Source organism: Rhodococcus sp. ACS1 (genome assembly GCF_002300155.1).
Taxonomy (GTDB): domain Bacteria; phylum Actinomycetota; class Actinomycetes; order Mycobacteriales; family Mycobacteriaceae; genus Rhodococcus_F; species Rhodococcus_F koreensis.
The window spans coordinates 1,084,604-1,102,833 of sequence record NZ_NSDZ01000005.1; the positions used below are offsets into that span (position 1 = coordinate 1,084,604).

15 protein-coding genes are annotated in these 18,230 nt (G+C 67.9%); 7 read left to right on the plus strand and 8 right to left on the minus strand.

The window, feature by feature from the left end; translation table 11 throughout:
- Positions 1-25 precede the first annotated feature (25 nt).
- Positions 26-796, minus strand: coding sequence for an SDR family oxidoreductase (locus tag CJ179_RS25725; RefSeq protein WP_095863282.1), 771 nt, complete (start codon positions 794-796; stop codon positions 26-28).
- Positions 793-1,935 (minus strand): isochorismate synthase MenF, encoded by a 1,143-nt coding sequence (locus tag CJ179_RS25730; RefSeq protein WP_095863283.1) that lies wholly within the window; start codon positions 1,933-1,935, stop codon positions 793-795. The genes CJ179_RS25725 and CJ179_RS25730 overlap by 4 nt, the downstream gene beginning before the upstream one ends.
- A gap of 262 nt (positions 1,936-2,197) precedes the next feature.
- Between CJ179_RS25730 and CJ179_RS25735 the strand changes: the two genes are divergently transcribed.
- From CJ179_RS25735 to CJ179_RS25750, 4 genes are all read left to right on the plus strand, one after another.
- Positions 2,198-3,148, plus strand: a complete 951-nt coding sequence (locus CJ179_RS25735) for an Lrp/AsnC family transcriptional regulator (protein WP_072942954.1) — start codon at positions 2,198-2,200, stop codon at positions 3,146-3,148.
- A gap of 151 nt (positions 3,149-3,299) precedes the next feature.
- Positions 3,300-3,569 (plus strand): hypothetical protein, encoded by a 270-nt coding sequence (locus CJ179_RS25740; protein WP_095863284.1) that lies wholly within the window; start codon positions 3,300-3,302, stop codon positions 3,567-3,569.
- Positions 3,566-5,038 (plus strand): sodium:solute symporter, encoded by a 1,473-nt coding sequence (locus CJ179_RS25745; protein ID WP_095863285.1) that lies wholly within the window; start codon positions 3,566-3,568, stop codon positions 5,036-5,038. Before CJ179_RS25740 ends, CJ179_RS25745 begins: the two co-directional genes overlap by 4 nt.
- Positions 5,035-6,471, plus strand: a complete 1,437-nt coding sequence (locus CJ179_RS25750; RefSeq protein WP_095863286.1) for an amidase family protein — start codon at positions 5,035-5,037, stop codon at positions 6,469-6,471. Before CJ179_RS25745 ends, CJ179_RS25750 begins: the two co-directional genes overlap by 4 nt.
- A 130-nt stretch (positions 6,472-6,601) precedes the next feature.
- Here the strand turns inward: CJ179_RS25750 and CJ179_RS25755 are convergent, their stop codons facing one another.
- Complete coding sequence (locus tag CJ179_RS25755) at positions 6,602-7,915, minus strand: 2-hydroxycarboxylate transporter family protein (RefSeq protein ID WP_095863287.1); 1,314 nt, start codon at positions 7,913-7,915, stop codon at positions 6,602-6,604.
- Positions 7,916-8,018: 103 nt separating this feature from the next.
- Positions 8,019-9,122 carry a tartrate dehydrogenase gene (locus CJ179_RS25760; RefSeq protein ID WP_095863288.1) on the minus strand — a complete coding sequence of 368 codons (1,104 nt, stop codon included), beginning with the start codon at positions 9,120-9,122 and terminating at the stop codon, positions 8,019-8,021.
- A gap of 181 nt (positions 9,123-9,303) precedes the next feature.
- Between CJ179_RS25760 and CJ179_RS25765 the strand changes: the two genes are divergently transcribed.
- Positions 9,304-10,221: a LysR family transcriptional regulator gene (locus CJ179_RS25765; RefSeq protein ID WP_072942964.1), complete on the plus strand. Its 918-nt coding sequence runs from the start codon at positions 9,304-9,306 to the stop codon at positions 10,219-10,221.
- A gap of 311 nt (positions 10,222-10,532) precedes the next feature.
- On the opposite strand, the gene dctA is transcribed toward CJ179_RS25765, so the two are convergent.
- The gene (dctA, locus tag CJ179_RS25775) at positions 10,533-11,963 is read right to left on the minus strand and encodes a C4-dicarboxylate transporter DctA (RefSeq protein WP_095863289.1); all 1,431 of its coding nucleotides are present in this window, start codon (positions 11,961-11,963) and stop codon (positions 10,533-10,535) included.
- Between the two features lie 125 nt (positions 11,964-12,088).
- Positions 12,089-13,183: a tartrate dehydrogenase gene (locus tag CJ179_RS25780; RefSeq protein ID WP_072942967.1), complete on the minus strand. Its 1,095-nt coding sequence runs from the start codon at positions 13,181-13,183 to the stop codon at positions 12,089-12,091.
- Positions 13,184-13,374: 191 nt separating this feature from the next.
- Between CJ179_RS25780 and CJ179_RS25785 the strand changes: the two genes are divergently transcribed.
- Together CJ179_RS25785 and CJ179_RS25790 are read left to right on the plus strand one after the other, a co-directional pair.
- Positions 13,375-14,310, plus strand: coding sequence for a LysR family transcriptional regulator (locus CJ179_RS25785; protein WP_095863290.1), 936 nt, complete (start codon positions 13,375-13,377; stop codon positions 14,308-14,310).
- A 33-nt stretch (positions 14,311-14,343) separates the two neighbouring features.
- Positions 14,344-15,687, plus strand: a complete 1,344-nt coding sequence (locus tag CJ179_RS25790; RefSeq protein WP_072943159.1) for a diacylglycerol kinase family protein — start codon at positions 14,344-14,346, stop codon at positions 15,685-15,687.
- A gap of 24 nt (positions 15,688-15,711) precedes the next feature.
- On the opposite strand, the gene CJ179_RS25795 is transcribed toward CJ179_RS25790, so the two are convergent.
- Together CJ179_RS25795 and CJ179_RS25800 are read right to left on the minus strand one after the other, a co-directional pair.
- The gene (locus CJ179_RS25795; protein WP_095863291.1) at positions 15,712-16,746 is read right to left on the minus strand and encodes a D-2-hydroxyacid dehydrogenase; all 1,035 of its coding nucleotides are present in this window, start codon (positions 16,744-16,746) and stop codon (positions 15,712-15,714) included.
- Between the two features lie 10 nt (positions 16,747-16,756).
- A complete protein-coding gene (locus tag CJ179_RS25800; RefSeq protein WP_095863292.1) occupies positions 16,757-18,205 on the minus strand; it encodes an MDR family MFS transporter in 1,449 nt (482 codons plus the stop codon).
- Between the last annotated feature and the right edge of the window lie 25 nt (positions 18,206-18,230).

An 18,230-nucleotide genomic window follows, 5' to 3' on the forward strand; every position in this document is an offset into this window, starting at 1 on the left:
TCACGGGCACGGCTGTTCGGGGCGGTCAGGCTTGGAGGGTAGCGCCGCCGTCGACGTAGAGCGCCTGCATGGTGATATGCCGCGCGCGATCCGACAGGAGGAACTCGACGGAGTCGGCGATGTCGGCGGCGTCGGCGATGCGACCCAGCGGGATGCCGACCTTGAACGAGCCCAGGTCGCCGTCGATCGCGCCGCGCGCCCCGGTGTCGTCGTCGGGGTCCGACCACAGTGACCGCTGCATCGCGGTGTCCGTCGAGCCGGGGGCGACGATGTTGGCGCGGATCCCGTATTCGGCCAGCTCGAGGCCGAGTACCCGGACGATCATCGCGACGGCGGCCTTGGACGCGCCGTACGCGCCCATCCCGGTGCGGGGGACGCCCGCGGCGTTGGAGCCGACCACGACGATGGAACCGGCTGAGCGGTCCCGCATTCCGGTGCCGACGGCCCGCAACACGTTGACGAGGCCGGTGACGTTGACGTCGAACACGCGCTGCCAGCTCGCGGGATCGGCGTCGAGCACCGACCCGGTTTCGAGTACCCCGGCCACGTGCGCGAGGGCGGTGACGGGACCGTGCTCGTCCTCGATCCGGCGAACCGTGTCCGTGACCCCGGCGGTGTCGCGGATGTCGGTGACGGCGGTGCCGAGCGGAGGGGCGTCGAGCAGTGCGGCGGTGGCGGCGAGGCCGTCGGCGTCCCGATCGAGCAGTACCAGGCGGTGACCGGACCGCGACAGGGTGACGGCGGTGGCCCGCCCGATGCCCTGCGCCGCCCCGACGACCAGTGTCGTGCCGCTCATCGGGGAAGTCCCAGTGCCGCGAGGACGGTGCCCAGTTTGGTTGTGGTCTCGGCGAGTTCGTCGTCCGGTTCGGACGCGGCGACGATGCCCCCGCCCGCGTACGCCGTGACGGTGGTGCCGTCGGCGTCGATCTGCGCGCACCGGATGGTGACCATCCATTCGCCGTCACCGTCGGCGTCGGCCCAGCCCACGGCGCCGGCGTAGAAGCCGCGGTCGCCCTCGAGTTCGCCGATCAGCGTACGCGCGGCGTCGGTGGGGGTGCCGCACACCGCCGGTGTCGGGTGCACGGCGACGGCCAGGTCCAGCGCGGTCACCGAGCGGTCCCGCAGCCGTCCCGCCACGGGTGTGCCGAGGTGCCACAGTTGGGGTGTGCTGGTGAGGGTGGGCCGGTCGGGGATGTCGAGTTCGGTGCAGAACGGTTCGAGGCTCGCGAGCAGCGCGTCGACGACGAGGGCGTGTTCACGCAGGTTCTTCTCCGAGGAGGCGAGGTTCTCCGCTGTCTGCCGGTCGATCTCGGGGTCGGCGTGCCGGGGAGCCGAGCCGGCGAGAGGATGGCAGGTCACGGTGTCGCCGCGGCGGCGGATGAGTACCTCCGGGCTCGAGCCGACGAGGTGCCGTCCCGACCATCCGGTGCCCGCGGAGCCCAGGTCGACGCTGAAGCCGTTGCCGCCGAGGTCGTTCGCGACGAGCCGGGCGAGCAGCGTGTGCGGGTGCAACGGTTCTTCGGCGTGCAGGACGACCGATCGGGCGAGCACCACCTTGTGCAGTGCGGCCTCGGGTTCGCGCAGCACGTGGATCGCGGCGGCGACGCGGGCGAGGTGGTCGTCCTCCGGGGGGACCGACGTTCCGGCGCGCACGTGCGGAATCGTCTGCAGGCGAGGAGCCCAGCTTCCCGGGTGATGACGCAGCGTCTGCGGCGCGACCAGCGCGGCGGGGTGGGACGGGTCGAAGGCGAGTGCCCCGGCCACCGAGGTCACGGTGCCGCTCTTCAGGGCGGCGGCGGCGTCGCGGGCGGAGTCGAAACCGGTGCGGGTGCCGTCCGCGATCACGGTGCCGTGCGGGCGGGAGAGGACGAACGGCGCGCCCGGCGGAAGGTCCGCCGAAGTCTCTGCGGACCCGGCAACGGCCGTCGACTGCATGTGCGATCACCTTTCGTAGTGGACAACTGCGGCGCGCGTCGCGATGCGTACCGTCACACCCCGACCATATACGGTTAGCCTAACCTTTGGCGGCTCACCTTCTCGGCCGGCGGTCCGAGACCGGGGCGTATTGCCCTGCAGTCCAGCGGTTTCGATCCTTCATGCGCGGGTGCGATTCGGTCCGCGACCGGATCGGAGTTCTCGACGTCAACGACTGGCCTAACATCGCATGCACACGTGGCATGGAGGGCAGGCTTCTGCAATGACCGAACGCAGGTTCTCGCTCGATCAGCGGATCGTCGCCGCCCTCCAGGTCGACGGGCGGTGCTCGTGGAGTCGGATCGCCCAGGCGCTCGGCGAACCCGAGCGGAACGTGACCCGGCACGGCATCGCGCTCCTCGAGTCCGGCCGAGTGGCCGTCACCGCCGTCGCGAACAGCGGCGGCACCGCGATCGTCCGTCTCCAGTGCTCCCCGGGAACGGTGCGGGTGGCGGCGAGCGCCCTCGCCCAGCGCAGTGACTGCATCTTCGTGTACATCCTCACCGGCACCGCCGACTGCGTGGCCGAGATCCACGTGTCGCGGGACCGCCTGCCGAAACTCGTCATGGACGAACTGCCCGCGACGATGGGCGTCGTCCGGAGCTGGACGGACCCCGTGCTGCGGTACTTCCGCACGGTCCGTGAATGGGAGGCCGGGGTGCTGACCCCCGCCGAGAAGGAATCGATCGGCGGGGTCGCGCCTCCGGCGTCGTTCCTCACCGACCTGGAACGCGGAACCCGGGATCCCATCGACCGCACCATCATCCGCGAACTCATGCAGAACGGGCGGGTGGGCACCACGGCCCTCGCCCGGACCGCGGGGGTGTCCGAGGCGACGGCGCGGCGACGCGTCCAGTCGCTGCTCACCGAGGGGGCGATCAGTCTCCGGGTGGTGGTGGATCCGGCACTGTTCGGGCTGCGGGCCGAGGCGATGCTGTTCATCAAGACCCAGCGCAACCGGATCGAACCGCTGGTGCGGGGAATGCTCGAGATGCCCTACGTGCGGTACGCCGCGGGCACGGCCGGCGAGTACCAGGTGGTCGCGAACATCGCCGCACCCGACGAGTCGGTGCTCTACGACTACATCACCACCGCCCCGTGGGTGGCGGACGCGCTGGCGCTGGAAACCAACATGGTGGTGCAGGCGGTCAAGCGCAGCGGCAGGGTGATGTGACGGATTTCGACATCAGACGGCCCCTCCGGCGCGTCTGATTGCGATCTCCGACAGGTGGGTGGCCGATTTCGCCGAACCTCCCTCAGCGGTTGAGTGCTGTGACCCGCACCACGCATGCTTCCTCTACTCCCTGGATGGAAGAAGGAACAGCATGCAACGAGAAGCCATTCTCGGGGCGATCGAGGATTCGCCGCAGCGCCGCTGGCTGCTGCTCGTCCCGGTCGCCCCGGTGCTCGCACTCGTCACCGCCGTGTGGCTGCCGTTTGTGAACACGGCCGATCTGTGGCTGGGCATGCCCCGGCTGCTCGTGTGGTGCTCGGCGTGGGTGCTCCTGCTGCTGCCCGCGCTGGCGGTGGTGGAGCTCGGCCTCGTCCGGCCGTTCGAGGACGGCCTCCGCCTCGAGGAAGCGAGCCTCCGATGACGAACTCGGCACTGTGGATCACCCTGGCAGGCATGATCGGTCTCGCCGTGATCGCCGTCGGCGGACACCGGAAACGCGCTCAGAGCCTGAGCGAGTGGACGGTCGGCAAGCGGAACTTCGGTGTGGTGACCAGCTTCTTCCTGCAGGCCGGTGAATCGTTCACCACGTTCACTTTCCTCGGCGTCGCAGGGATCGCGTTCACCGCGGGCATCGGCGCCACCTACGCCATCCCGTACATCCCGCTCGGCTACGTGGCCCTGTATTTCATCGGACCGCGGATCTGGAAGCTCAGCAAGGATCGCGGGTACATCACCCAGGCCGACTTCTTCGCCGACCGCTACCGCAGCCCGCTCCTCGGCCGGCTGGTCGCGTTGTGCGGCATCATCTTCCTGCTGCCGTACCTGCAGTTGCAGATCACCGGCCTCGGCCTCATCGTCCGCCTCGTCACGGGCAGCGCGAGTTCGGGCACGCTGAGCATGATCGTCGCGACCGTCCTCGTCGTCGGGTTCGTGCTGTGGGCGGGCATCCACGGCCTGGCGCGCACCGCCTACGTCAAGGACGTCCTGATCCTGCTCGCCGTCGTGGTGCTGTCCATCGTGATCCCGCTGCACTTCGCCGGTGGCATCGGCGACGTGTTCGGCCAGATCGCGCAGACCCACAGCGAGATGCTGACCGTGAACCCCGGCGACTACGACAAGGTCTGGTGGACCACCAGCCTGCTGATCTCCGCGATCGGCTGCGGCTTCCTCACCACCCCGCACCTGTGGCCGCCGCTGCTCGCCGCGAAGAACGGCCGGGTGATCCGCTCCAACAACACTTTTCTGCCGATGTACCAGGTGGTCATGATCCTCCCGATCATGCTGGGTTTCGTCGGGATCCTCGCACTGAATCCGAACACCAGCAGCAACGCCGTCCTGCTCACGCTGGCCGGGGGAGCGCTGCCGAACTGGGCGCTCGGCCTGATCGCGATCGCCGCCGCCTCCGCCGCGATGCTGCCCGCCGGCGCCATCTGCATCGGCATCTCCACCCTGGCCTCGCACAACCTGGTGAAGATCGAGAGCGAGCGCACGAAGCTCCGGTTCAACCACCTCGTCGTGATCGCCGCCGCCACCATGGCTCTGGTGCTCGGCCTGACCCGCCCCGACCTGCTGGCCAATCTGCTGCTGCTCACGTTCGGCGGTCTCAGCCAGCTCGCCCCCGGCCTGGCGCTCGCCCTGCCCGAGAAGCCGCTGCTCGCCAAGCAATCCGTGTTCGCCGGTCTGCTCGTGGGAATGCTCACCGTCATCGTGATGACCGTGTTCGACCTCAACCTCGCCAACATCGACGCGGGCATCTGCGGCCTGGTCCTCAACCTCGCGGTGATCGCCGCGGTCGAGACCGTGGTTCGCCTCGCCCGTCCCCGCCCCCCGACCCCCGCGCCGTCGGAAGACCGTCCGGCCACCGCCCCGATCCTGGAGACCTCGAAATGACGCTCGACCACTACTCGACCGCGCGTGAGATGCTCACCGCACTCCGCAGCAGGGACATCTCGGCCCGCGAGCTACTCGCCCTGCACACGGACCGGATCGCACAGGTGAATCCGACGGTCAACGCGCTCGTCAGCCTCGACCTGGACCGCGCGCACGCCACCGCCGCCGCCGCCGACGCGCAGACAGCCGCCGGCGACCCTGTGGGTCCGCTGCACGGACTTCCGTTCGCATTCAAGGACACTCACGACGTCACCGGATTCCCCACGGTCGCCGGTTCGCCCATGCTCGTCGACAACGTGCCCCAGACCAGTGAGCTGATCGCCGAACGCGTCACCGCGGCCGGCGCCGTCACGGTCGGCAAGACGAACGTTCCCGAGTTCGCCGCCGGATCGCACACGTTCAACCCCGTCTTCGGGACCACCACCAACCCGTACGACCCCACCAGGAGCGCGGGTGGCTCGAGCGGCGGCGCCGCAGCCGCACTGGGCGCGGGACTGATTCCGCTCGCCGACGGCAGCGACATGGGCGGTTCGCTGCGCAACCCGGCGTCGTTCTGCAACGTCGTCGGACTGCGCCCCACGCCCGGCCGCGTGCCGTGCTGGCCCAACAGCGCGCCCTGGGACGCACTGGTGACGCAGGGGCCGATGGCCCGCAACGTCGACGACCTGGAACTGCTGCTGTCGGTGATCTCCGGACCCGACGCGCGGATCCGCAGCTCGCTCGGTGCCGATGCGCTCGCGCCCCGGCACGGTGTCGCCGGCCTGCAGGGTCTGCGTGTCGCGGTGTCCGCGGATCTGAACGGCCTCTTCCCGGTGGACGCGCCGGTCCGCGAGATCCACGACCGTCAGTCGTCGATCTTCGCCGCCGCGGGTGCGGTCGTCGCCGAGGACGCGCCGTCGATTCCCGACGCCGAGTGGGTGTTCCGCACCCTGCGGGCGTGGCGGTTCAAGATCGACCTCGGTGACCGCGCCGACGCCACCCCCGAACTGCTGAAGCCGTCGCTGCTCGACAACATCCGGCAGGCGGACCGGCTCTCCGCAGACGACATCGCGAAAGCCATGGTGGCCCAGGCGGAGATCCAGGCTCGCGCCGTCGAATTCTTCTCCCGCCACGACGTCTTGGTGATGCCCGTGTCCCAGGTGCTGCCGTTCGACGCCGAACTCGAGTACCCGGCGGCGGTCGACGGCCGCCGCTGCGACGACTACCTCGACTGGATGACGTCGGCGCTGACCGTGACGGTGCTGGGGTGCCCCGCGATCTCCGTCCCCGCCGGGTTCAGCGCCGAGGGTCTGCCGGTCGGCGTGCAGATCGTCGCCGCCCCGGGCAACGACCTGTTCCTGCTCGACGTTGCCCGGGCCTACGAGCAGCTCGGCCCGGTCGGAGCCGTTCGCCCGCACCTGCTCGAGACGGCAGCAGCGTCCATCCCGTCGTGAAGTCGTCGTCGCCGACCCGGTGGACGTGGATGAGGTTGGTGGATCCGACGGTGTGCGGGGGAGAGCCGGCCGCTCGGGAGAGTGGCCTGGCCGCAGGTGTCGGCGACCTCGACCACGGCCGTGTCGGGAGTCAGCCGAGGATCCGGATGAGAGAGGCGGCGGAGATGACCGTGGTGACACCGCCGAGCCGGGTCGAGATCTGGGCGAAGGGCATGAGGTTCATGCGTTGGGACGCAGACAGGATCGCAACGTCGCCGGTTCCGCCGAGGCCGCTGTGGCAGACGGTCACCAGGGACGCGTCGACCGGGTACATGCCGATCGCCTTGCCCACGTAGAACCCGACGAGCACCATCGAGAGCACCACGGCGGTGCAGGTGATCACGTATCCGATGGAGACGACATCGATGACATCGGCCAGCGGGACGTAGAGCATCCCGAGACCGATCATGACGGGGTAGATGAAGTATCCGGAGATGATCTTGTAGACGCCCCGGGCGCTGTCCTCGACGCTCTGCGGGAAGACGTTGAACAGCTTGCAGATCACCGAGATGAGGATGACGAGAACCGGTGCCGGCAGGTGGACGAAATGCTCGAGCAAGGTGCCCAGGACGAACAGACTGCAGATCGTCAGCACACCCATCGCGTAGTTGGGTGATGTGCTCGATTCGCGTTCGGCGGCCTCGTCCGAGGGGGCGAGCAGGTCGTCGGTGTCGCCGGTCTTGACCAGCTGGCCTCCGCCGTCGAGGTGGGGTTTGCGGTCACCGATCCGGCGTAGGACGCCGGCGCTGATGATGGCGACGATGTTGCCGATGATCGCGGCGGGGATGAGCTGCGAGATGTAGGTGGACGATTCGCCGCCCATCGCCGAGGCGTACGCCGCCGAGAGCGGGATGACTCCCTCGCCGATTCCGCCGCCGAGGATGGGGACGACGATGAAGAACAGCGCGCGGTGGAAGTCGTAGCCGAAGAGCATCGCAACGCCGATGCCGACCGAGATGGCGACGGCGGTGCCGACGAACAGCGGCGGGAAGATCTTGACGAGGCCGCCGATCATGACCTTGCGGCTCATGCCCAGGATGCTGCCGACCACCAGTGTGCAGATGACGAAATAGAGGAAGTTGGCTTCTTTCATCAATGAGTGCACGGCGTCGAGTGTGTTGTCGTTGAAGACCCCGAAGTAGACCAGGATGGACGGGGTCATCAGGCAGACGAGTGCGCCACCGCCGATCTTGGAGATGATCGGAAGTCGATTACCCAACGGTCCGAGCAGCATTCCCAATCCGACGATCACCGCGAGACCGCCGATCATGTTCTTGGGAATGGAGTTGAACAGGCCGGCGACCATCACAACGGCGGTCAGTGCGATGGGAATGATCAGCGGCACGCCGTCGAGCTTGGCTCGGCGGAAGGGTGAAGCAATCTCTGGTCGAGTCTCGATGCTCATGGGTTTTCCCCTCGGGGGGTGTGGCGGCCTCGCAAGCCGCAGGTGGAGGGAGCGGAGGTGGTCACGCTCGATGGGTGCGCAGGGCGCGGCCGGCGGGAATGCGTCAGGAACGGACCAGTCGGAGGCTGGTGTTGGTCTCGAACTGCCGGGTGACCGCTTCACCGAGCGAGACGGTGGTGGCGGAGCCGCCCATGTCGGGTGTGAGCGTGTTACCGCCGACCGCGAGGACGTCCTCGACAGCGGTCATGACGGCGGCGGCGGCCTCGGTCTCGCCGAGGTGCTCGAGCATCATGCTTGCGCTCCAGATCTGCCCGATCGGGTTGGCGATTCCCTTGCCCGCGATGTCGGGGGCCGACCCGTGGACCGGCTCGAACAGGCTCGGGAACTTGCGCTCGGGGTTGATGTTTCCGCTCGGGGCCACGCCGATGGTGCCGGTGCAGGCCGGGCCGAGGTCGGAGAGGATGTCCCCGAACAGGTTGCTGGCTACGACGACGTCGAACCAGTCCGGGTGCAGGACGAAGTTCGCGGTGAGGATGTCGATGTGGTACTTGTCCACCGCGACGTCCGCGAAGTTCTGGGCCATCGCTTCGACGCGCTGGTCCCAGTACGGCATCGAGATGGAGATGCCGTTGCTCTTCGTCGCGGAGGTCAGATGCTTCTTCGGCCGGGACTGGGCGAGATCGAAGGCGTACTTCAGGATTCGGTCCACACCGGTTCGCGTCATGACCGTTTCCTGGATGACGGTTTCGCGGTCGGTGCCTTCGAAGATCTTGCCGCCGATGCTCGAGTATTCGCCCTCGGTGTTTTCCCGCACGACGTAGAAGTCGACGTCACCGGGTTCGCGTCCGGCGAGCGGGCTGGTGATGCCGGGGAGGAGTTTGACCGGGCGCAGGCTCACGTACTGGTCGAAGTGGCGGCGGAACTGCAGCAGGCTTCCCCACAGGCTGATGTGGTCGGGGACGACGTCCGGCCAGCCGACGGCGCCGAAGAAGATCGAGTCGAAGCGGCTGAGCTGATCGAACCAGCCGTCGGGCAGCATCGTGCCCGTCGTGGTGTAGTAGTCGGCGCTCGCGTAGTCGAACTGCTCGTAGTCGAGTTGGAAGTCGAACGCCGACGCCGCGGCGTCGAGGACCCGCAGACCCTCGGGGACGACCTCCGTGCCGATTCCGTCGCCGGGAATGACTGCTATCCGATGCGTTGCGCCCATGATGCGTGTGCTCCTTACTGGGGTGAGAAAGTCTGGCACGCGGCGTATTCCGCGGAAAGCGGAGTGACCGGACTGCGCGATGCCAACTACTGTGGGACTGATCACAGCCTATTGGGCAACAATCGGATAGAAAAGCGGTGAATACGCAAGACAGTTTTTCCTCGAGGGAAAGAATGGACCTATGACAAGTGATGCATCGGCCGAGGACGTACTGTTCTTCGACGTCGTCGCGCGGTCGTCGAGCCTGACCGAAGCGGCCCGCGAGTTCGGCGTGTCGGTCTCGTCGGTGAGTAAGAGGCTGAGTCGGATCGAGAAGCGGCTAGGGGTCCGGTTGATCCAGCGAACGACTCGCCGGCTCACGCTCACCTCGGAGGGTGAGCGCTACGCGGCGGGGGCGGCGGTCATCGCCGCAGAAGTGACCGAACTCGAGGAATCGATCTCCGAGCAGCACGCCGAACTCGTCGGCCGCGTGCGGGTGCATGCCACTTTGGGCCTGGGCCGAGCGCACATAGCGCCGCTGGTCGGACAGTTCCTCGACGAGCATCCTCGTGTGCAGATCGAACTCGACCTCTCGCCGCTCCCGCTCAACATCGCCGGGACCACGTTCGACGTCGGCATCCGTGTCGGGTCGTTGCAGGACTCGAGGTTGACCGCCAAACGCCTGAGCCGGAACCGCCGCGTGGTGTGTGCCGCTCCGGGCTATCTCGAACGGCATGGAACGCCCACACAGCCCAAAGACCTCGAACACCACAACTGCATCGTGTTGCGTGAGAACGAAGGCGACTACGCACTGTGGCGGTTCGGGCCGGCGAACGACGAGATCGCCATTCGAGTGGCCGGAAACCTTCTGTGCAACGACGGGGACGTCACCACGCGCTGGTGCGTGGAAGGACACGGCTTGATCATGCGTTCCCTGTGGCACGTGGCTCCGCTTCTTCGTGAGGGGGCACTCGTGCAGGTGTTGTCCGACTTCCCCACGCCCTCCGCCGACATCAACGCGCTGTACTCCGCCACGTCGCACGTGCCCCGTCGTATCCGCGCTCTCGTCGACCATCTCGCCGCCGGACTGAGCGACCGGATCGAGCCGAGTCAGGAGTAGGTCTGGCCGATTTCGCGCCCGATGTGGCTGATCTCGATTCCGGACAGGTGCGCTGCGCGGGCGGAGTCGATCGTCGCGACGTCGGGAAGGGTTCGCCCGCACGCCCGCAGGGTCGTCCCGAGGTGTCGGAAAAGGTGAACCCGAGGGCGGCGAGCATCCCGAGAGGACGTTGCCTGCTCGTGATGCCCGCCGAGGCGAGTCCGGCCGAGAGATGTTCCGCGACATCGGCCGCGGAGAGCGAGCCCTGGAATTTGTCCGGGACAACCAGAACCCTCATCGGCCTTCCTCTCTCGTGTGCAGTGCGACTGCGGTTATCGCTGTGCGGAGTGCGCGGGCGCCGCCGCGGGATCGAGCCGTTCGTGGTCGATGCGTTCCGGTCGTGGTTCCTGTTCAAGCACCTCCAGGTCGAAGTCGTTCTCGACCTCACCCTCGGGTGCGGGAAGGACCTCGCCGGCGAAGACGCGGCGGGCGCGGTCGACGTCGAGTTCGTGGTTCCATTTGGCGACGAACAGGGTGGCGACGGCGTTGCCGATGAAGTTCACCAGGGCGCGGCATTCGGACATGAACTTGTCGATGCCGAAGATGAGCATGATGCCGGCCGCGGGGATGGTGCCGAGGGTGCTCAACGTGGCTGTCAGGGCGATGAATCCGCCGCCGGCGACACCTGCGGCGCCCTTCGAGGTCAGCAGCATGACCCCGAGCAGGCCGAGTTGCTGAGGGATCGACAGGTCGGTGTTGGTGGCCTGGGCGATGTACAGCGCGGCGAGGGAGAGATAGATGGCGGCGCCGTCGAGGTTGAAACTGTAGCCGGTGGGCACGACGAGACCCACTGTGGGCTTCTTGACTCCGGCGTACTCCAGTTTGCGCATCAAACCGGGCAGCGCGGGCTCGGCGGTGGAGGTGCCGAGAATGAGCAGCAGTTCTTCCTTGAAGAAGCCGAGCATGCGGAAGATGTTGAGCCGCAAATACGCCATGACGGATCCGAGGACCACGACGACGAAGAACGCGGAGGTGGCGTAGAACAGCAGGATCAGGCTGCCGAGGCTGGTGAGGGTGGAGACACCGTACTTGCCGATGGCGAAGGCCATGGCGCCGAACGCGCCGAGCGGTGCGAGTTTCATGATGAAACTCAGGACCTTGAACACCACTGCGGTGAGGCGTTCGACGGCGTCCCGGATCGGCGCGGCGATCTGTCCCACCGCGTTGATGGCCACACCGAAGATGACGGCGAGGAAGATGACCTGCAGGATGTCGCCCTCGACGAACGGTCCGAACACGCTGTCCGGGACCAGGTGGGTGATGAACTCCCACCACTCCTTCTCCTCGCCGGCCTTGATGAGTTTGCCGGCGGATTCGGTGGTTTCGAGGGCGGATGCGTCGGCATTCACCCCGTCCCCGAGGCGGAAGAGGTTGATCGCGACGAGTCCGGTCAGCAGCGCGAGGATCGTTCCGACCTGGAAGTAGGTCAGCGCCTTGATTCCGGTCAGCCCGACCTTCTTCAGATCCGCGACACTCGCGATCCCGCCGACGATCGTCAGGAACACGATCGGGCAGATCAGCATCTTCATCGCCGTGATGAAGGTGGTGCCGATCGGCTCCATCGCCTCGCCGGTGTCGGGCCAGAGCCACCCGACGAGGATGCCGAGCACGATCGCGATCAGGACCCAGAAGTACAGTTGCCTGTACCAGGGTTTCTTCACCGTCGCCGGCGGGTAACTCGCTGCGCTGCTGAGTGTTTCCATGACATTCACCTCGGGTGAGAGTGTTCAGGTATGAAGACGGGGTGGCCGAGAGTTACCGACCGTTCGAGCAGTGACGACCCGACCCGGCAGATCATGCCGAGTCGGGCCGGCGGTGTGTGGGTCGGTCAGGCAGGGGTCAGTGCGGTCTGCAGGGCGTGCACGATCGCTTCGGTGACGGCCGCGGTGTCCGACGAGCCGCCGATGTCGCGGGTCAGTGCGCCGCTCGCGGTGGCGGCCTCGATGGCGGCTTCGACGCGGCGGGCCTCGTCGTGCAGGCCGAAGTGGTCGAGCATCAGGGCGGCGCTGGCGATCGCGCCGATCGGGTTGCTGATGCCCTGGCCCGCGATGTCGGGGGCGGAACCGTGGACGGGTTCGAACATGCTGGGGAAGCGGCGCTCCGGGTTGAGGTTCGCGCTCGCCGCAACCCCGAGGCTTCCCGCGAGCGCGGAGCCGAGGTCGGAGAGGATGTCGGCGTTGAGGTTCGACGCCACCACCACGGACAGGTCCTCCGGGTGCAGGATGAACTTCGCGCTCATCGCGTCGACGAGGACGCTTTCGGTCGCGACGTCCGGGTAGTCGAGGGAAACGCGCTTGAAGACGTCGTCCCACAGGACCATGCCGTACTGCTGGGCGTTGGACTTGGTGACGCTGGAGACCTTCTTCACCGTGCGGGTGCGGGCCAGGTCGAACGCGAAGCGCATGATGCGCTCGCATCCCTTCTCGGTGAACAGCGCGGTCTGCAGGGCGACCTCGTTGCCCGGTCCGCGGCCGCTGAGGTTACGTCCGCCGAGGCCGGCGTATTCGCCTTCGCTGTTCTCCCGGACGACGACCCAGTCGAGTTCGGTGTCGTCCGCCTTGCGGAGCGGGGACTGCACGCCGGGGAGGAACTTCACCGGTCGCACGTTCGCCCACTGGTCGAAGTTCTGGGTGATGTTGAGCCGCAGCCCCCAGAGGCTGATGTGATCGGGGACGTTCTCCCAGCCGACCGCACCGAAGTAGATGGCGTCGAAGGCCTTCAGGGTGTCGAGGCCGTCGTCGGCCATCATCTTCCCGGTCTGCTCGTAGTACCCGCAGCCCCAGGGGAACTCTTCCCATTCGAAGGCGAAACGCCCACCGGACTGTTCTGCGAGGACGTCGAGCACGCGCCGTCCGGCAGCGACGACCTCCTTGCCGACGCCGTCGGCGGGGATCGATGCAATCTTGAACGTCTGCGGTGCCATGTCGTTGCCTCCATCGTGTTGTGCTCGTCACAGTGTGTGATGCATCCATTAACCCGTCACACTCGCGTAGCGTCCATGACCAAGAAGTGATTCGCCTTATAGGTTTCACCTAATCGGCGAGTGTTCCCGCAGGTAGAGTGAGTGGCTCGGACAGCGGTTCGGCGCGAGGTGAACGGAAACGAGGTGAGCCGGTGGACGCGCGGCAGTTGCGGTACTTCCTGGCGGTGGTCGATCAGGGTGGCATCAACCGCGCGGCGGAAACACTGCTGATCGCGCAGCCGTCGCTCTCGCAGTCGATATCCGCGCTCGAACGGGAACTGGGGGTGCCGCTCTTCCACCGCGTCGGACGCAGGCTGGTACTCAGCGACGCCGGCGAAACACTCGTCGGCCCGGCCCGTGTGGTGCTGCGCGACCTCGAGGACGCGAAGGCGTCCGTCGATGCGCTGAAGGGGCTGCGTGCCGGCCGCGTCGACCTGATCACGATGCCGTCACCCGGGATCGAACCCCTCACCACGATCCTCACCAGTTTCAGCCGCACCTATCCGTCGGTCACCGTCAACGCCCAGGCGGCGTTCACACCCGAGGAGGTTCTGCACGCCGTGCGCACCGGCGTCTGCGAGGTCGGGATCCTCGGTTCCCCCGCCGCGGTGCGTGCCCCCGAACTCGACGTCGTCGCGCTGGAAAGCCAGCCGCTGATCCTCATCTCCGGGCCGGGCGCCGAAACGCCGGAGCGCCCGGAGATTCGGAGATCGGAACTGTCCGGATTCCGGTTGATCGTGTCGCAGCGGGGGTCGTTGATGCGGACCCTCGTCGACGAGGTGCTCGCCAGCGGCGTCGCGGCCACCATCGTCGCCGAGGTCGCGCACCGCACGTCGATCCTGCCGATGGTGCTCAGCGGATTCGGCCAGGCCGTCATGCCGTCGTCCTGGGCGCCGTCGGCCCGGCAGGCGGGCGCCACCGTGCACCGCATCGTCCCCGAGTCCTACCTCCACGTCGCCGCCGTCTGCCGGCAGAGCCACCTCACGCCACCCGCGCGGACGCTCATGGACGAGGCGCGACAGTACGCGGAGCGAACACCCTCTGCGTGGGAAGTGCCCGCGACGGAGCGCACTCGTGATGGATACTGAAAGGGGACGCCCGGAAATGGCGAGGTGGTGGCGATGGCACTCCACGAGAGGGACTCGGCAGAATCTGCGGATCCTGCGAGCGGGCGCCGGCGTTGGCTGGCCCGGGCCGCCTACCTGGCGATCTTCGCCTCGGTTGCAGTGCTGCTGGTGTTCGCCGGATTGCACACCCTGACGCTGCTGATCGTGGCCGTCGGCGCTGCGGTGGTGGAGGTCGCGGCGCTGTTCTGGTTCCTCACGAGCCGCGGCGCGCTCCGCTGGGTATCGCTGGTCGTGCTCATTCTGACTCCGATCGTCGTGCTCTGGCTTCTGGTCAGCGCCCGTCTGTTGTGGGTGGTGTTGCTCGCCGCGGCGCTCGCCGCGCTCGCCGTCGTGTGCGCCCGCGCCGCCCTCGGCCGGGATCGCTCGGACTGGGTGATGCCCGAGCATCCGGCCGTGCCGCCGAAACGCGCCTTCCTGGTGATGAATCCGCACTCGGGTGGCGGGAAGGTCGGGAAGTTCGATCTGAAGAAACGAGCCGAGGCACTCGGCGCCGAGGTGGCCCTGCTCGAAGGACCGGGGACGGTGGACGTCGAAGCACTGGCCAGGGACGCGGTGGCACGCGGCGCCGACCTGCTCGGCGTGGCCGGCGGCGACGGCACACAGGCGCTGGTCGCCGGCATCGCCGCCGAGCACGACCTCCCGTTCCTGGTGATCAGCGCGGGCACCCGCAACCACTTCGCGTTGGATCTCGGATTGGACCGTGAGGATCCGTCCCGCTGCCTCGACGCGCTGACGGACGGGATCGAACTGCGCATCGACCTCGGCAAGGTCGGCGAACGAACCTTCGTCAACAATGCCTCGTTCGGCGCCTACGCCGAGGTGGTACAGAGCCCCGCCTATCGGGACGACAAGACCGGCACGACCCTGCGGATGCTTCCCGATCTGATCGAGGGGCAGCGCGGGGCACGCCTCCTCGCCCGGTTAGGGGACAGGAAGGTCGAGGGACCCCAGGCCGTTCTGGTGAGCAACGGGCCGTACGAGATCTACGATCTGGCCGGTCTCGGACGCCGCCCGCGACTCGACCGCGGCACCCTCGGCGTGGTGACGATCTCGGTGAGCAGCACCCGGCAGGCCGTGGCTCTGCTTCGTCGTGCGCGCCAGGAGGGGCTGATCCAGCATTCCGGTCGCGAGGTCGTCATCACCGCAGACGCGCCCTCGATTCCCGCCGGGATCGACGGCGAAGCCCTCGTGATCCCGACGCCCGTACGGTGCACCGTCACTCCCGGGGCGCTGCGGGTACGGGTTCCACGCAACCGTCCCGGTGTCCGCCCGCCGACCCGGCCGGTGGACTGGGTACGGCTCCGCCGACTGGCATTCGGGGGCTCGAATTCTGCGTGACCCGGTACCGGTCGGCGGCGGCCGTCAGTAACCCGCGTCGAAGTCGAACTCGTTGATCAGGGCGGCGTCACCCGACAGGTAGCGTCCGAGATTCTCGACGAACAGATCGGCGATCTTCCCGTTCTCCGACGGCACGTTGGATGCGCTGTGCGGGCTGAGGATGACGTTGTCGGCCGTCCACAGCGGCGAGTCCTCCCGCAGCGGTTCGGTGGACGTGACGTCCAGGACCGCCCCGCCGAGGCGCCCTGCCGACAGTGCTTCCGCGAGGGCGTCTTCGTCGATGATCGGCCCCCGGCCGAGGTTGACGACCAGTGCGCCCTCGGGGAGGGCGGCGAGTTCCAGCTGTCCGATCAGGCCGCGCGTGTGCTCGGTGAGGGCACAGGAGATCACGAGAATGTCTGCGGTGGGCAGATGCTCGGCGATCCGGTCGGTGGTGGTCATGACGTCGAAGGGTCCGCCGGCGGGTCGCGGCGTGCGGGCGACGCCGGTGGCGGTGACGGCGAAGCAGCGGAGCAGTTCCGCTGTGCGCGAGCCGATCTTGCCTGCGCCCACGATCAGCGCGTGACGTCCCGCGAGTTCTGTCGTCGCCTGTTTGCGCCACGTCCGGTCGCGCCGGTCGGCGATGAGCCGGGGGAGTCCGCGCGCGAAATGCAGAATGCCGGCGAGCGCGAACTCCGCCAGGGGATCGGCGTGGACGCCCGCGGCGGTCGTCACCGTCAGTGGGGCGTGCGACAGCCCGAATTTCTCGATGAGCTGTCCGGCGCCCGCGGACGTCGCCTGAATCCAGTGCAGATTCGGCGACTGTTCGAGCGTGCGTTCGGGGTGGCGCCAGTCGAAATCGAACATGATGTCGGCGGTCCGCAGCATCGACGTCCACCGGTCGTGCTCGCCGGCCGTCAGTTCGCGCGGCACCCCGACGTGATCGCTGTGCCACCGGGGCCGGGGGAGCAGTTCGGGGGCGTACGACACCCGGATCCGCGGGTCGCTGCCTGCGATCCTGTCGACCAGGTCCTGCTCGAGATACGACGCGATGAGCACGTCGACGCACGGGTCGGGCACGGTGTCTCCTTCAGTGCGGACGGTCGGACGTCGCTGCGTTCGGCTCGACCTCCGGTGCGGCGGCGGATTTCGGCATCGCCGCCGCGGCGACGACGAGCACGACGGCCGCGCCGAGAGCGGCCAGGAACACCAGGTGCAGGGCGCCGGCCAGATCGACCGGCGCCGGGTGGTCGTCGCCGCCCAGCCGCGCATTGACGAGGGCGCCGAACAGGGCGACCCCCACGGCGCTGCCGATGGACCGGGCGAACATGTTGGTCGACGTGACGACGCCGCGCTCCGACCAGTCGACGCTCGACTGCGCGGCGATGAGGGTGGGGCTCGCGACGAGACCCATGCCGCCGCCGATGACGAAGCAGCAGATCGCCACCTGCCACACCGCCGACTCGATGGACAGGGCCAGGGTGAGTGCGGTGCCCGCGACGACCAGCAGGCTGCCCGCGGTGGCCGTGACACGGAAGCCGAAGCGCAGGTACACCCGACCGGACTGCGATGCGGCGATCGGCCAGCCGATGGTCAGGGTGGCCAGCGCGAACCCGGCCACGAGTGCGCCCGTCCCGAGCACGCCCTGGGTGAACGTGGGGACGTAGGTGGTCAGGCCGAGGACGATGGCCCCGACCAGCAGGGAGACGAGATTGCTGGCCGCGAGAACCCTGCGGGTGAACACCCACAGCGGCAGGACCGGTTCGGCGGCGCGTCGTTCCACGAGGACGAACGCGATGAGGAACACGAATCCCGCGGCGAAGATTCCGAGGCTGACCGGTGAACTCCACGCCCAGGCCTGGCCGCCTTCCAGGAGTCCCAGGATGAGCAGCGTCGCCCCGACGGCCAGGATGCCGGCGCCTGCGTAGTCGACGGACCGCTGGGTGCGCACCCGCTTCTCGTCGAAGTTGCGGATCAGCATCACGGCCGCGAGCAGACACAGGGGAATGTTGACGAAGAAGATCCACCGCCACGACAGGTACTCGGAGAACAGGCCGCCGAGGGTCGGGCCGACCACCGCCGACATGCCCCACACGCTGGCGAGGTAGCCCTGGGCCTTGGCGCGTTCGGCGAGGGTGTAGATGTCTCCGGCGATGGTCATGCTCATCGGCTGAACCGCTCCGGCGCCGAGTCCCTGCACCGCGCGGAACGCGATGAGCGCGGGCATGCTCCACGCGATCCCGCACAGCACCGAGCCGACGCCGAACAGGGCAATGCCGAGGAGCATCACCGGTTTCCGGCCGAAGATGTCCGCCAGTTTGCCGTAGATCGGCACCGACACGGCCTGGGTGAGCAGGTAGATCGAGAACAGCCACGGGAACTGCGTGAACCCGCCGAGATCCCCGACGATGGTGAACACCGCGGTCGAGATGATGGTCGCGTCGAGCGCGACCAGTGACGTCGTGAGCATCAGCGACACGAGAATCGGTCCGCGTTCCGAACGGAATCCGACGTCCACCTGGGCCGTGTCCGTCGCCATTAGCCACCTTTCCCGTTACCGCGCT